Source organism: Bradyrhizobium sp. AZCC 1578, assembly GCF_036924675.1.
In the GTDB taxonomy this organism is placed as follows: Bacteria; Pseudomonadota; Alphaproteobacteria; order Rhizobiales; family Xanthobacteraceae; genus Bradyrhizobium.
Window position 1 is genome coordinate 87590 of record NZ_JAZHRZ010000001.1, and the last position, 13509, is coordinate 101098.

The 13509-nt window shown below is 62.9% G+C and carries 12 protein-coding genes and 1 tRNA gene; 11 read left to right on the forward strand and 2 right to left on the reverse strand.

Going from position 1 to position 13509, the window contains the following annotated elements; all coding sequences use genetic code 11:
* Positions 1 to 16 precede the first annotated feature (16 nt).
* The 7 genes from V1290_RS00550 to V1290_RS00580 all read left to right on the forward strand — a co-directional run bounded on the left by V1290_RS00550 (position 17) and on the right by V1290_RS00580 (position 10037).
* Positions 17 to 3166, forward strand: a complete 3150-nt coding sequence (locus V1290_RS00550; RefSeq protein ID WP_334362485.1) for an efflux RND transporter permease subunit — start codon at positions 17 to 19, stop codon at positions 3164 to 3166.
* Entirely contained in the window at positions 3167 to 6271 is a 3105-nt protein-coding gene (locus V1290_RS00555; RefSeq protein ID WP_334362486.1) for an efflux RND transporter permease subunit, read from the forward strand.
* 36 nt (positions 6272 to 6307) lie between these two features.
* A complete protein-coding gene (locus tag V1290_RS00560) occupies positions 6308 to 7039 on the forward strand; it encodes a tRNA-uridine aminocarboxypropyltransferase (RefSeq protein WP_334362487.1) in 732 nt (243 codons plus the stop codon).
* A 205-nt stretch (positions 7040 to 7244) separates the two neighbouring features.
* Positions 7245 to 7721: a hypothetical protein gene (locus V1290_RS00565; RefSeq protein WP_334362488.1), complete on the forward strand. Its 477-nt coding sequence runs from the start codon at positions 7245 to 7247 to the stop codon at positions 7719 to 7721.
* Positions 7722 to 8146: 425 nt separating this feature from the next.
* A complete protein-coding gene (locus V1290_RS00570; RefSeq protein ID WP_334362489.1) occupies positions 8147 to 9007 on the forward strand; it encodes a hypothetical protein in 861 nt (286 codons plus the stop codon).
* 168 nt (positions 9008 to 9175) lie between these two features.
* The gene (locus V1290_RS00575; RefSeq protein ID WP_334362490.1) at positions 9176 to 9616 is read left to right on the forward strand and encodes a hypothetical protein; all 441 of its coding nucleotides are present in this window, start codon (positions 9176 to 9178) and stop codon (positions 9614 to 9616) included.
* Between the two features lie 347 nt (positions 9617 to 9963).
* Positions 9964 to 10037 (forward strand) — tRNA-Cys (locus tag V1290_RS00580).
* A gap of 58 nt (positions 10038 to 10095) precedes the next feature.
* On the opposite strand, the gene V1290_RS00585 is transcribed toward V1290_RS00580, so the two are convergent.
* Entirely contained in the window at positions 10096 to 10275 is a 180-nt protein-coding gene (locus V1290_RS00585; protein WP_334362491.1) for a hypothetical protein, read from the reverse strand.
* Positions 10276 to 10530: 255 nt separating this feature from the next.
* Between V1290_RS00585 and V1290_RS00590 the strand changes: the two genes are divergently transcribed.
* Positions 10531 to 10788: a hypothetical protein gene (locus V1290_RS00590; RefSeq protein ID WP_334362492.1), complete on the forward strand. Its 258-nt coding sequence runs from the start codon at positions 10531 to 10533 to the stop codon at positions 10786 to 10788.
* A 31-nt stretch (positions 10789 to 10819) separates the two neighbouring features.
* Here V1290_RS00590 and V1290_RS00595 read toward each other — a convergent pair whose 3' ends face one another.
* Positions 10820 to 11473 (reverse strand): TetR/AcrR family transcriptional regulator, encoded by a 654-nt coding sequence (locus V1290_RS00595; protein ID WP_334362493.1) that lies wholly within the window; start codon positions 11471 to 11473, stop codon positions 10820 to 10822.
* 101 nt (positions 11474 to 11574) lie between these two features.
* On the opposite strand from V1290_RS00595, the gene V1290_RS00600 reads away from it, so the two are divergent.
* From V1290_RS00600 to V1290_RS00610, 3 genes are all read left to right on the forward strand, one after another.
* Positions 11575 to 12396 carry an NmrA family NAD(P)-binding protein gene (locus tag V1290_RS00600; protein ID WP_334362494.1) on the forward strand — a complete coding sequence of 274 codons (822 nt, stop codon included), beginning with the start codon at positions 11575 to 11577 and terminating at the stop codon, positions 12394 to 12396.
* A 2-nt stretch (positions 12397 to 12398) separates the two neighbouring features.
* Positions 12399 to 12884, forward strand: a complete 486-nt coding sequence (locus V1290_RS00605; RefSeq protein ID WP_334362496.1) for an anthrone oxygenase family protein — start codon at positions 12399 to 12401, stop codon at positions 12882 to 12884.
* A gap of 367 nt (positions 12885 to 13251) precedes the next feature.
* Positions 13252 to 13410: a hypothetical protein gene (locus V1290_RS00610; RefSeq protein ID WP_334362497.1), complete on the forward strand. Its 159-nt coding sequence runs from the start codon at positions 13252 to 13254 to the stop codon at positions 13408 to 13410.
* The last annotated feature ends 99 nt before the right edge of the window (positions 13411 to 13509 follow it).

Here is a 13509-nt window from a genome sequence, read left to right on the forward strand (position 1 = left end):
AAGTGAGCACGCAACCATGAGCGTCTCCGAACCGTTCATCCGCCGGCCGATCGCGACCTCGCTACTCGGGATCGCGCTGATGATCGGCGGCGCGCTCGGCTACTGGGCGCTACCGGTATCGGCGCTGCCGCAGGTCGATTTCCCGACCGTGCAGGTGACGACGCAACTGCCGGGTGCCAGCCCCGACGTGGTCGCCTCGCTCATCACGGCGCCGCTGGAGCGCCAGCTCGGGCAGATTCCCTCGCTGTCCTCGATGCAGTCGACCAGTTCGTTCGGCGTCAGCCAGATCTCGCTGCAGTTCGACCTCAACCGCGACATCGACGGCGCCACCCAGGACGTCCAGGCGGCCATCAACGCAGCGGCAGGTATCCTGCCAAGGAATCTGCCGTATCCGCCGACCTACGCCAAGGTAAACCCGGCAGATGCGCCGGTCCTGACGCTGGCGCTGACGTCGGAGACGATTTCGCTGCGCGCCATGAGCGATATCGCCGACACCATCCTCGGACAGCGGCTCAGCCAGATTTCCGGCGTCGGGCGCGTTGCGATCCTCGGCGGGCTCAAGCCTGCGGTGCGGGTGCAGGCCGATCTGGCGCGGCTCGCCGCTTACGGCATCTCGATGGAAGATTTGCGCAGCGCCATCGCCGGCGCCAACGTCTCAGGGCCGAAGGGATCGCTCGACGGTGCGCAGCAGGCCTACACCATTGCCGCCAACGACCAGATCGCGGCAGCGGAGGCCTACAAGCCCATCATCATCGCCTATCGTAACGGCTCACCTGTCACGATCGGCGACGTCGCCACCATCATCGACGGGCTGGAGAACGATCGCACCGGCGGCTGGTATCAGGGCACGCCGGCCGTCATCATCGACATCCAGCGCCAGCCCGGCGCCAACGTCATCGAGGTCGTCAGGCAGATCCGCGACGAAATACCCAAGGTGCAGCGCGCGATTCCGGCCGGCGTCAATCTGACCATCGTCTCCGACCGCACCGTTACCATCCGCGCCTCGGTGCGGGATGTCCAGTTCACGCTGATCCTTTCCGTCGTGCTGGTGACGCTGGTGGTGTTGCTGTTCCTGCGGTCGCTGCGCGCGACCCTGATCGCGGGCGTGGCGCTGCCGTTGTCGCTGATCACAAGCTTCGGCATCATGTATTTTTCAGGCTTCAGCCTCGACAACCTGTCGCTGATGGCATTGACGATCGGCACCGGATTCGTGGTCGACGATGCCATCGTGATGATCGAGAACATCGTCCGTCACATGGAGAACGGCGAGTCGGTGATGGAGGCGTCGCTGAAGGGCGCCAGCGAAATCGGCTTTACCGTGATCTCGCTGACGGTGTCGCTGATCGCGGTCTTCATCCCGCTGCTGTTCATGTCTGGGTTGGTCGGGCGCATGTTCCGCGAATTTGCGCTGACGCTGACGATTGCGGTCGTGACCTCGGCGATCGTGTCGCTGACGCTGACGCCGATGATGTGTTCGCGGCTATTGAAGCATGTCGGGGAAGAGATGACGGTCCCGGGGCTTGCCGCCGTCAGCCGCTTTATCGACCGCATGGTCGCCTTCTACCATCGCACGCTGCTGTGGGTGCTGCAGCGCCAGCGCGCGACCCTTGTGGTGACGTTCGCCACCATCGCCGCGACGCTCTTTATGTACGTGATCGCGCCGAAGGGCTTTCTACCGCTCCAGGATACCGCCTCGATCACCGCAGTGACCGAGGCCGGTCCCGACGTCTCCTTTGCCGAGATGCAAAGCCGGCAGGCGACGGCGGCGGCCGCGATCCAGGCCGATCCGGACGTGGTCGGCGTCGTCTCCGTGATCGGGGCCGGATCGGTCAATCCGACCACCAATGTCGGACGTCTGGTGATGACGCTTAGACCGCGCGGCGAGCGGCACGATGATATTTCCGCGGTGGTCGACCGGCTGAAACAGCGCACAGCGAAAATTCCCGGCATGACCATCTATTTCCAGCCGGTGCAGGACGTGCAGATATCGACCCAGTCGAGCCGCTCGCAGTACCAGTATACGCTGACCGGCACCGATGCCGCGCAGGTGGCGCTGTGGTCGCAGAAGCTCGTTGCGGAGATGCGCCGGGAGCCGCTGTTCCGCGATGTCTCGTCGGAAGCTCAGGAGGGCGGTTTGCGCGCCGCGCTCGACATCAACCGCCAGCGCGCCGGCCAGCTCGGCGTCAGCCTCCAGGCGGTCAACGACACCCTCAACGACGCCTTTGCGCAGCGGCAGATTTCGACGATCTACGGCCAGGCCAACCAGTATCGCGTGGTGCTGGAGGCGATGCCGATGTACCAGCGCGATCCGTCGATCCTGTCGAAACTCTATCTCCCGGGGGCCGCGAGCACGACCGCCGGCGCGCCCGGCGCCCAGGTGCCGCTATCGGCGGTGGCGACGCTGACCCGCACTACCGCGCCGCTGGCGATCTCGCACCTCGCGCAGTTTCCGGCGGTGTCGCTCAGTTTCAACCTCGCCCCCGGCGAGGCGTTGGGCGATGCCGTCGAGGCGGTCAAGCGGATCGAGACCAGGATCGGCATGCCCGGCAGCATCGTCGGCGTCTACTCGGGCGATGCGGCCGAATTCTCCAAGTCGCTGGCCGGCCAGCCATGGCTCATTCTGGCGGCGATCGTTACCATCTACATCGTGCTTGGCGTGCTCTATGAGAGCTACATTCACCCGATCACCATTCTCTCGACGCTGCCGTCCGCCGGCGTCGGCGCCATTCTGGCGCTGATGCTGTTCGGGCAGGATCTGTCGGTGATCGGCCTGATCGGCATCATCCTGTTGATGGGCATCGTCAAGAAGAACGCGATCATGATGATCGACTTTGCGCTTGAAGCCGAGCGGCATCAGGGCATGTCGCCTTCCGAGGCTATCGTGCAGGCCTGCCTGTTGCGCTTCCGCCCCATTATGATGACGACGCTGGCGGCGCTGTTCGGCGCGCTGCCGCTGGCGATCGAAAGCGGTACCGGCGCAGAATTGCGCTTTCCGCTCGGCATTTCCATCATCGGCGGCTTGCTGCTGAGCCAGTTGCTGACGCTCTATACGACACCGGTGATTTACCTGGCGCTCGATCGACTCAACCGGAAAATTCAGAAGGCCGTGCCGGAGCCGGGGCCCACCGGGCCGCCGGTCGCCGGCGCCACCGAGGGGATGCAGTAGATGGCATCGATCTCGGAGCCCTTCATCCGCCGGCCGGTTGGCACCACGCTGCTGGCGATCGGGCTCTTCCTGGTCGGCATGGTCGCCTATGTTTTTCTGCCGGTCTCATCGGTGCCCAATGTCGACTTCCCGATGATCCGGGTGTCCGCCACGCGTCCCGGTGCCGATCCTTCCGTGATGGCCTCGACGGTTGCCGCGCCGCTGGAACGCCGGCTCGGCCAGATTGCGGGCCTTGACCGGATCACCTCGACCAGTTCGCTCGGGTCCACCAGCATCCAGTTGCAGTTCTCGATCGGCCGCAACATCGACCGTGCCGCGCGTGACGTGCAGGCGGCGATCAACGCCTCGCTGGCGGACCTGCCGACCGACCTGCCGTCGTTGCCACGATTCCGCAAAGCCAATCCCGCGGCCGCCCCGGTGTTCGTGCTGGCACTGACGTCGAAGACGCTGACGACGAGTGCGATGTACGACGTCGCCGATACCGTGATTGCGCAGCGCATCTCGCAGGTTCCGGGGGTCGGCGAAGTCAACGTCACCGGCGCCGACCAGCCGGCGGTGCGGATCGCGCTCAATCCGGTGGCGCTGTCGAATGCCGGGATCGCGACCGACGACGTGCGGCTCGCGATCATCAACGCCAATCCGCTGGGACCGGTCGGGATCTTCAACGGCGGCCGCCAGAGCGAGACGATCTCGACCAACAAGCAGATGCGTACCGCGGCCGAATTCCGCGACATCATCGTCAAGAGCTCCGCCGGCAATTTCGTCCGCCTCGCCGATGTCGCCGAGGTCGAGGATTCCGTCCGCAACAGCCGCTCGATCGCCTGGTTCAACAAGCAGCCGGCGGTCCTGATCCAGATCACCAAGCAGGGCGATGCCAACGTGATCGATACTGTCGATCGGGTGCGGGCGCTGCTGCCGGAACTGAAGCAGTGGCTGCCCGGCGGCGTGGAAATTTCGGCGCTCGTCGACCGCACCGGCACCATCCGCGCCAGCGTGCTCGACATGCAGTACACGCTGCTGGCGACGGCATTTCTCGTCATGGTGGTGGTGTTCGCGTTCCTGCGGCGGCTGACGCCGACCATTGCGGCCGGCGTTTCGGTGCCGCTGGCGCTGGCCGGCACCTGCGCCGGGATGTGGCTCGCAGGCTTCTCGATCGACAATCTGTCGCTGATGGCGCTGGCGATTTCCGTCGGCTTCGTGGTCGACGACGCCATCGTCATGATCGAGAACATGTACCGCAACCTCGAACATGGCATGGCGCCGTATCCGGCGGCGCTCGAAGGCGCCAAGCAGATCGGCTTTACCGTGCTGTCGATCAGCCTGTCGCTGATCGCGGCCTTCACGCCGCTGATTTTCATGGACGGGATCGTCGGCCGGCTGCTGCGCGAATTCTCGCTGACGCTGACCTTTGCCATCGTGGTGTCGACTGTCGTGTCGCTCACGATCACGCCGATGATTTGCGCGCATTATATCAAGGAAGCGACCTCCGATCGCGCGACCTGGTTCGACCGGCTGGTCGAGGGCACGCTGTCGCGCATCGTTTCCTTCTACACCTGGACGCTGCGGGCGGTGCTCGGCTTCCCGTTCCTGACCCTGCTCGTGTTCTTTGCCACCATTGCTCTGACGGTGGTGCTCTATATCAAGACGCCGAAAGGCTATTTCCCGACCGACGACAGCGGTCTTGTGATTGGCGCGACACGTGCATCTCCCGATACCTCGTTCCAGGCGATGCTCGGGCTGCAGCAGCAACTGGCCGACATCGTGATGGCCGATCCTGCAGTCGCCGCCATCGGCTCTTCGCTCGGCGGCACCGCCGGTCCGGGCGGCGGCGGCTCCAACCGCGGCACCATGTTCATCAGCCTGAAGCCGCCGGAGGAGCGGGCCGGCATGTCGACGGAGCAGGTGATCGATCGCCTGCGCAAGAATCTCTACCGGGTCGCCGGCATCCGCCTGTTCATGTTCGCGGCGCAGGACCTCCGCACCGGCGGCCGGCAAAGCGACTCCGATTACCAGTACACGCTGTCGAGCACGAATCTCGAGCTCCTGCAGAAATGGGCGCCGCTGGTCGCCAAGCGCATGGAGACGGTGGAGGGCATCACCGACATCTCCAGCGACCGCGACCCCGGCGGGCTGCAATTGTCGCTGGTGATCGACCGCAAGACCGCCTCGAGCCTCGGCGTTAGCGTCCAGGACATCGACAACGCCCTGAACAACGCCTTCGCGCAGCGCCAGATTTCGATCATCTATACCCAGCGCAACCAGTACATGGTGGTGCTGGAGATCGACCCGAAATTCCAGAGCGATCCTTCCAATCTGGAGCGGATTTATGTGGCAGGCGCCAACGACGCCCAGGTGCCGCTATCGGCCGTAGTGCGCTACCAGCGCGGCCTGTCGCCGCTTGCGGTGTACCACTCGCAATCGTTCCCCTCGACGACGGTCTCGTTCAATCTGCTGCCCGATGTGCCGCTGGAGGTTGCGACCTCCAATATCCAGCGCGCGGTCGAGGAATTGCACATGCCGGAGGGCATCCGCGGCAGTTTCGACGGAAGTGCCGGCGATTTCAACAAGACCAGCGGGCGGCAGCCGCTTCTGATCCTCGGCGCATTGGTGGCGATGTATATCGTGCTCGGTGTGCTCTATGAGAGCTTGGCCCACCCGATCACGATCATCTCGACCCTGCCGTCCGCGGGCCTCGGCGCGCTGCTGGCGCTGCAGGTGACGAATACGCCGCTCACCGTGATCGCCTTTGTCGGCATCATCCTGTTGATCGGCATCGTCAAGAAGAACGGCATCATGATGGTCGATTTCGCGCTCGATGCCGAGCGCCACCGCGGCCTGTCGTCGGCTGACGCGATCTTCGAGGCCTGCCGCGCCCGCTTCCGGCCGATCCTGATGACGACGATGGCAGCGCTGTTCGCCGGCATTCCGCTGGTCATCGCCACCGGCCCCGGCACCGAGCTGCGCCGGCCGCTTGGCATCACCATCATCGGCGGATTGGTCGTGTCGCAGATCCTGACGCTGTACACCACGCCGGTGATCTACCTTCTGATCGACCGGCTGCGGCAGCGATCCCGGCCGGCGGCGATCGCCGCGCCTGCCGAATAGTTGGATTACTGCCTCCGGAAAGCGTATAGCGGGCGGATGTCAGACCAATCCAGTTCCGAGGCCGGAACCGCGGTGGAGGCCGTTCCGGAGTGTCCGCGTTGCGGCAAGCCGCTGCCGCTCTGCATCTGCGACAGCGTCAGGCCGATCGAGAGCAAGATCTCGCTCCTGATCCTGCAGCATCCGCAGGAGCAGGACAGGGCGCTCGGCACCGCGCGGCTGACGGCGATGCACTTCAAGGACGCGGTCGTCAAAATCGGCCTGTCCTGGCCGAGCCTCTCCAAGGCGCTGGGACGGAAGATCGACGATCCCTCCCGCTGGGCGGTGCTCTATCTCGGCTCGGCCAAGGTCAGCGATCTCGACACCGATGCCGAGATCGTGGCGATCAACCGCAAGGGCGAGGTCGAGCCGCACCAGCGCGCCATCCTGTCCGGCATCGAAGGCGTCGTGCTGCTGGACGGCACATGGAGTCAGGCCAAGGCGCTGTGGTGGCGTAACGCGTGGATGCTGAAATGCCAGCGGATCATTCTGGGTCCGAAGCGCCCGTCGCGTTACGGCAAACTCCGCAAGGAACCACGCCGCGACGGCCTCTCCACCATCGAGGCCGCCGGCCTGCTGCTCGCCGGGGTCGAGAAGCGGCCCGAGATCGCGCAGACACTCAACGCCAGCTTCGATCGCATGCTGGCACGGTATCGGGAAGTTCAGGCGGAGATGCCGGAACTGGCGCCAAAGCCGAAGAAGCGGGACTATCGACGGCGCAAGCGCGCCTAACTCCGGACTCTCAAGCAAGAGCTGCGTCGACGAGGTCGGTGGATCCCAAAATGTGCAGTTGGCCCCGCAAAAACGTCATGACCATGATACCACCGCGTCGGTTCCAATGTCTGCAAGGATACATAGCGATCTGTGGACAAGGATGACATTCCCATTGACGATGATAAATTCTCGGCTCTCCGCGTAACAATTTGGAGCAAAGTCGATGTCTTTAACCACCGAAATTCTCACTCGTTCTCCATTGCTTGACGCTGATGAAATCGAAGGGGAAATCGGCACTCTCATCTACAACGCCCGGCGAGCGCCCGCTATCCGAGAACTACCCCACAGCGATGACCACCCGTTGCCGAAAGGCCCGATGCCCGACTATGTCGAGCACAAGGAAGGGGTCAATCAGGTCGGCAAACTCTCTGCCGAAGCTGTGGTCCGAGAATATGATGCGGCAGTGAAGGAGATTGAAGCACTCGGTGTGGAACTAACCGACGCCGCCAAACGATGTGAGGCGATGGTGGCTGGCGTTCACGCCATGGTGTCCGAGATCAAGGAACTGGCTGCGAACTATCGCGAAGAAGGCAAGCGCTACTTCCTGCAGATCGAGGATTGTTCCCTGATGACGTCCGAAGTCCGCACCGTCTGCGAGACGCTCAAGAAGAAGATTGCAGGTAGTAGTCTCGTCGCCTGATGTTCCGGCTGTGGCCGGTCTTGCTGGTGGCCGCGCCGTTCATCGTCGTGGCCATCAGCATGCTGTTGTAATCGCGCAACCGGGGCGCGGCGGCTTCAGGCTGTTTTTTACTGGCTGGCCGCTAATCCGGATCGCGGCCTATTGCGACCCGTCCAAGCCCCTGTGTCATCGTGGCGATATGTCGCCAACGCCGCGGCGGGCAACGGGGATCCATTTGCAGGCTTCATGGATTATCTGTGTCGACTGTATCCGAAGTCGAGCGCCACGGCGCGGCTCGTCTTCAGGTACATACGCGCAAGGCTCGAGATGACAAAAGCGTCGGGGGACCATGCCCTTGAAGTCATCGGAATTCGAGCCGCAAATTCTGCAATTGAACGGATGGAACTTGTCTCCTGTACGTTCTCCAGGGAAAGGATATTCGCGCATTGTCGTCTTCGATCAGCTCGCATCTCCCTTTCGGCGGCGCCGAAATCAGCCTGCGAAAGAAATTCCGCCTGTTCTTCACGGTCGGCATCATCGTCCTGTTACTCGGCGGCGCCAAGGCAATCGTTCACTATTTCGGATTCGAGTTCCTCGAGCTCAACGGGCTGGTGACCAGCGGCATTGGTGGCGCCATATTCATTATCGGCTTCCTGCTGTCGAGCATTCTCAAGGATTACAAGGAAGCCGAACAAATTCCGACGGCACTGCGCACCGCGGTCGAAGCCATCGACGGCGATCTGGAATGCTTCGCACGGACCAACGAGCGCTTCAATCTCAGGGAAGCGCGGCTGATCCTGATCGGGGTCATTGCAAAGCTGCGCGAAGGCCTGGACCGTGCCTACGACCACAAGAATATTGCCCCCGTGCTCGACGAGCTCAGCAAGCTGACGCCCATCCTCGGTCGACTGGAGGGCATGGGCATGGCTGCGAATTTCGTCGTACGTCTTCGCACCAATCAGGATGCGATCCGCAGGGTGCTGCTTCGCATCTACACCATCCAGCGCGTCGAATTCGTCCCATCGGTGCATGTGCTCGTACAAACACTGGTGTTCTCGATCATCGTCCTGTTGCTCCTGCTGAAGACGGAGGGTGATCCGGCAGCGGCCCTGCTGTTTGGATTCATCACCTACATGTTCGTCTACGTCCTGTATCTGATCCGGCTGCTCGAACAGCCGTTCGCCAAGGGACAGGGCTCCGTCGATGATGTCAGCTTCTTCCTGCTTGATGAACTGGAGGAGCAATTGCGGCGCTCGCTCGACCCCGCCGTTGCACGGCGGCGGCTTCAGGCAGTAGAGCGGGTCTGAGCAAGTGCACGATGTGTGGATGGCGCGGCGACGGTGGTGCGCCGTCCGCGTCCGCTATTTGTTTGCGCGGCCTGACCGCGCCAGGCAGGTTGGATGTTGCGGACACACGTTGCTCCATTCCGTCGCTCGCACTATGACTGACGCGTCGGATGCAAGCGGAGCAACGCGATGGAACTTGTGGCGCATTGGCGCCTGTCGAAGCAGGCTTTGATCGATCTCGTTTTCTTCTGCGGCGTTCCGATCGTGTTGGCAATGCTTTCGGTCGTTCTCGGACCGCATGCGGCCACCATGGGAGGCGCCGGCGCGACGCTCTATGTTCTCTCGCTCGCCATTGTGCCCTGGTGCCTGACCGGCCTCGCCACCCAATTGGTGAGCAAAACAGCCGGGCGAAGACTGCCGCTTTGGCTGATCGCAGCGATCGGCGCTATGGCCGCCGGCCCCTTCGTGTCGCTGTACGTCTATTTCGTCAATTCGATCGCTTTAGAGATTCTGGCCTGCGCTGGACGCTTTGCGGCCCGCGACGTTCAGCGCGGAACATCTCAAATCCGCCGCCCTGTCCGAGGGGCGGGCTATCGTTCTCTGGATCGCCTTTGTCATCATTTTCCATGAGACGCTGGGCTGGGAACGGTTTGCGGTACCGGCCAAGGAAACGGGCTGCGAAGATCGCTTTCAACTGAGCGGCGCCGAATGGACTGCGGAAGACGATGCGCTGCTGCGCTCGCTGATCGGGAGCGGCAAGCCCCCGAGGGCGATCGCGCTGGAAATGAAGCGGACGGTAGGGGGCATCCGCGCAAGGACCGCCAAGCTGGGTCTGCGGAATAATCGTCTTGGCGATCCGTCTGGAGGTTGAGGAGGCGGCCCTTTTCGAACGGTGTCGGTTTGCTAACCAGCGCAGGCAGGAATTGCGCTGCTTGGTTGCCTATCCGGGGCGGGGCGTATATGAGTGCGCCCGATGGGGCCACGTGGCGGAGTGGTTACGCAACGGTCTGCAAAACCGTGTACACCAGTTCAATTCTGGTCGTGGCCTCCATTCATATAATCAATGACTTAGACCGATTATATGAGAGGCCGCAGCAAGCCGGCCACGATCAGCAGGCGGCGTACCAGCTCTCAGGAAACGGAACCAGCGGCCAAGAGGCCCCATTGTCGTTGGCGGCGCGCGGCGACGGATAAAGGCGCTGGGTCTGGACCACGAAATCATCCTCCGGGGCTGGCGCAATGGCCGTCTGCACGGTTTCCAGCAGCAGATCGTATTCAACTTCGCTCATCGCGCTCTCCGGGTTCCAGAGGCGATGATCTCAAAAGTATTTTGTTCCCAGATTGAGCGGATCGTTCGAATTTTATCGATCCGGCGGCCGCGGCAAAGCTGGTTACTAAAGTGTTGAACTCTCCACGCAAACACTAGGTCCGCGCACGCGCGGCGCGTGTGAGAAAAATCACATTTTGCAGAATTCAACTCGCGTATTCGGCTTGGATGACGCCCGCCTTGTCAAGGCGGGGCCTGGTCCAGGGAGACGCGGGTCATGAAGGCAAGGTTTGCGCGAGGTGCGGCTATTCTCTGTCGTTCCCATCGGGCTTCGACGCTCGGCTTCCTGCTTACGCTGATGGCCACTGGTTCGGCCAATGCCCAGCAAGGCACGCCTGAACAGCGCCAGGCCTGCACGCCCGACGTCTACCGGCTCTGTGCCGGCGAGATCCCGAACGCGCGTGCGATCACCGCATGCCTGCGCCGGCAGAGGGCGAGCCTGAGCCCGGCTTGCGCTGCGGTGTTCGAGCGGTAAGGGCAGGGCGGTACGGCATCCGCCGACGTTCTCACATCTCCAGCGCCGCCAGATTCTTCGGCAGCATCCGCTTGAACAAGATGAGGATGCGGGCGGCTTCCTTTGTGTCCTGCGTGATGGCATGGCGGACGGTCGCCGCGATCAGCGTCATCATCAGTTGGGAAAACGAGGCCAGCGCAGTTGCTGATACATCGGGTGCGATCCGCCGCAGGGTGTCGCCGAGCAGCCCGGCGAGATAGACGCCGTCCTCCTCGTCAAGCTTTTGCAGCGCCCGGTCGGCCTGCGTCGCTTGCCAGATGTCGCGCATGACCGGCACTTCCATGAACATCCGATAGTAGCTGTCGGTAATGCGGCACAGGGCCGGGTGCAGATCCCGGGCAGCCCTGACCACGGCGAGATCGCGCCGCACGCAATCGCGGCCGATCGCGTTGTAGCGTTCCGCGAGCGTGCCGATGATCGCGGTCTTGTCCGGAAAGTACTGATAGAGCGAGCCGAACGGCACGCCGCTGCGTTCGACGACGTCGCTCATGCGGAAGGCTTCGCTGCCTTTCTCGGCCATCAGCTCTGCCGCGCATTGCAGGATTTTCTCGAACCGCTCGCGGCTGCGCTGTTGGGTCGGGACCAGCCGCGCCAACACGGGCGCAGCCGTTGCGGCCACCTTCTGTCCGGCTTTTCGCCTCGCCATCGGTTCTCTCACACAAATGCGACTTGACGTTATCAATACGAGAGTTTATCGGGTTTAGCAAATACGAGATATTCTCGCATTACCTTCAAAAGGAGCGATCCATGTCAGAACTCCCGATCCTGATCGTCGGCGGCGCGGGCAAGACCGGCGCGCGGGTCGATGCGCTGCTGCAGACGCGCGGCATCCCGACACGGCCGGTGTCGCGTTCGACACCTGTCCCGTTCGACTGGACCCGGCCCGAGACGTGGCCGGCCGCGTTGGCCGGCGTCTCGATGGCCTATGTCACCTACCAGCCGGACCTTGCGGTCGAAGGTGCCGCTGATGCGATCGCGGAAGTGGGCCGGCTGGCGCGCGACAATGGGCTCGAGCACGTCGTATTGCTGTCGGGGCGCGGCGAGCCGGGCGCGCAGCGGGCGGAGGCGGCGCTGCAGCAATCCGGCGTTCCCTGGACCATCGTGCGCGCAAGCTGGTTCGATCAGAATTTTTCCGAGGGTTATCTGCGGGAAGGCGTGCTCGCCGGCGAAATCGCGTTGCCGGCCGGCGCGGTGCCCGAACCGTTTGTCGATGCCAACGATATCGCCGAAGTCGCGGTCGCGGCGCTGACGGATCGGCGTCATGCCGGCAAGGTCTACGAGGTGACAGGACCGCGCGCGCTGACGTTCGCGCAAGCGGTCGCCGAGATCGCCGGTGCCGCCGGCCGCCCGGTCCGATACCGGCAGATCGCGGCGAAAGATTTTGCGGCCGGCATGCGGCCCCATATGCCGGACGACGTCATCGAACTGATGTTGGAACTGTTCACCGTCGTGCTCGACGGGCGCAATTCGGGCGTCGCACACGGCGTCGAGGAGGCACTCGGGCGTCCGGCGCGGGACTTTTCCGATTATGCCCGCCGAACCGCCGCAACCGGTGTCTGGAGGGCATGATCATGCTGCAGATGTTGATCGCCGGTCTGCTGTGGTTTTGCGCCATCGGCTGCGGTCTGCTCGCCGGCCTCTACTTCGCATTCTCGACCTTCATCATGACGGCGTTCGGCCGGATCGGACAGGCCTCCGGCATCGCGGCGATGAACGCAATTAACGTCACGATCGTGCAGTCGCTGTTCATGCCGATTTTCCTGGGAACGACGGCGGCGAGTGCGGCGCTGGCGGTGACCGCGCTGTTGCGCTGGAGTGAGCCCGGCGCGATGGCGATGCTGGCCGGCGGCATGCTCTATGTGCTCGGCATGTTCGTGGTGACGATGGTCTTCAACGTGCCCCTGAACAACGCGCTTGCCGCGGCCGATCCTGGAAGCCAGGAGGCCGCATCCCTGTGGGCGCGCTACCTGACGGACTGGACGTGGTGGAACCACGTGCGGACGGTCGCATCGACAGCGGCTTGCGCGCTGTTCATTGCCGCGATTGCGGCGAGGTAGGGCGCCGGCGATACCGGCAAACAAAAGCCGCCCGGATCACGGGCGGCTTCGCGTTGGGTAGTCGAGTGTGGTGTAATTAATTTCCGAAATTAAATATGGGGCCGCCATTCCAATGCGCCAAGCCGGGAAGCTGACCGGGCGCCAAGCAGGAACGGCCCTTGTGACTCTCCGTTCTTAAATGCGCCGGTTTACGCCGGTGGATTCTGACGAATGTGCAGTTTGTGCCAAGCGTTAGCTCCGTAGTTCTGCGGTGTGCATAATCTCTCGTTCACCCCTGTATTGCCAAAACTCCCATACATCCATCGACACTGCTTTTCATGATCGCGGGGACGACTTGGTGAGTGATTGGAAGTCTCAGTGGGATTCTATGACGATCGATGAGCTGTTTGAGCTCCGCGAACTAATGCAAGATGTCCTCAGCGAAAAACTGAAGGCCAAGAAGGCCGAGATCGAGCGTAGACTGCAGACACTCAATCGACCGTCGGGCGAAGGGACGAAGTCTCGCAACCCCAAGACCGATCAGTGAGAAACCCAGCTCATTGCCGAAGGGCTATCTGACGACGCCAAATGGGGCAGCTCTTGACCGCGTGTTGCAGCCTCCGCTGATCTTACCGTTTCCCTGAGC

Excerpts from the sequence above, each read along its gene's own strand:
- V1290_RS00550 (WP_334362485.1), top strand. The coding sequence starts at position 17 with ATGAGCGTCTCCGAACCGTTCATCCGCCGGCCGATCGCGACCTCGCTA.
- V1290_RS00555 (WP_334362486.1), top strand. The coding sequence starts at position 3,167 with ATGGCATCGATCTCGGAGCCCTTCATCCGCCGGCCGGTTGGCACCACG.
- V1290_RS00560 (WP_334362487.1), top strand. The coding sequence starts at position 6,308 with ATGTCAGACCAATCCAGTTCCGAGGCCGGAACCGCGGTGGAGGCCGTT.
- V1290_RS00565 (WP_334362488.1), top strand. The coding sequence starts at position 7,245 with ATGTCTTTAACCACCGAAATTCTCACTCGTTCTCCATTGCTTGACGCT.
- V1290_RS00575 (WP_334362490.1), top strand. The coding sequence starts at position 9,176 with ATGGAACTTGTGGCGCATTGGCGCCTGTCGAAGCAGGCTTTGATCGAT.
- V1290_RS00585 (WP_334362491.1), bottom strand. The coding sequence starts at position 10,275 with ATGAGCGAAGTTGAATACGATCTGCTGCTGGAAACCGTGCAGACGGCC.
- V1290_RS00590 (WP_334362492.1), top strand. The coding sequence starts at position 10,531 with ATGAAGGCAAGGTTTGCGCGAGGTGCGGCTATTCTCTGTCGTTCCCAT.
- V1290_RS00595 (WP_334362493.1), bottom strand. The coding sequence starts at position 11,473 with ATGGCGAGGCGAAAAGCCGGACAGAAGGTGGCCGCAACGGCTGCGCCC.
- V1290_RS00600 (WP_334362494.1), top strand. The coding sequence starts at position 11,575 with ATGTCAGAACTCCCGATCCTGATCGTCGGCGGCGCGGGCAAGACCGGC.
- V1290_RS00605 (WP_334362496.1), top strand. The coding sequence starts at position 12,399 with ATGCTGCAGATGTTGATCGCCGGTCTGCTGTGGTTTTGCGCCATCGGC.
- V1290_RS00610 (WP_334362497.1), top strand. The coding sequence starts at position 13,252 with ATGACGATCGATGAGCTGTTTGAGCTCCGCGAACTAATGCAAGATGTC.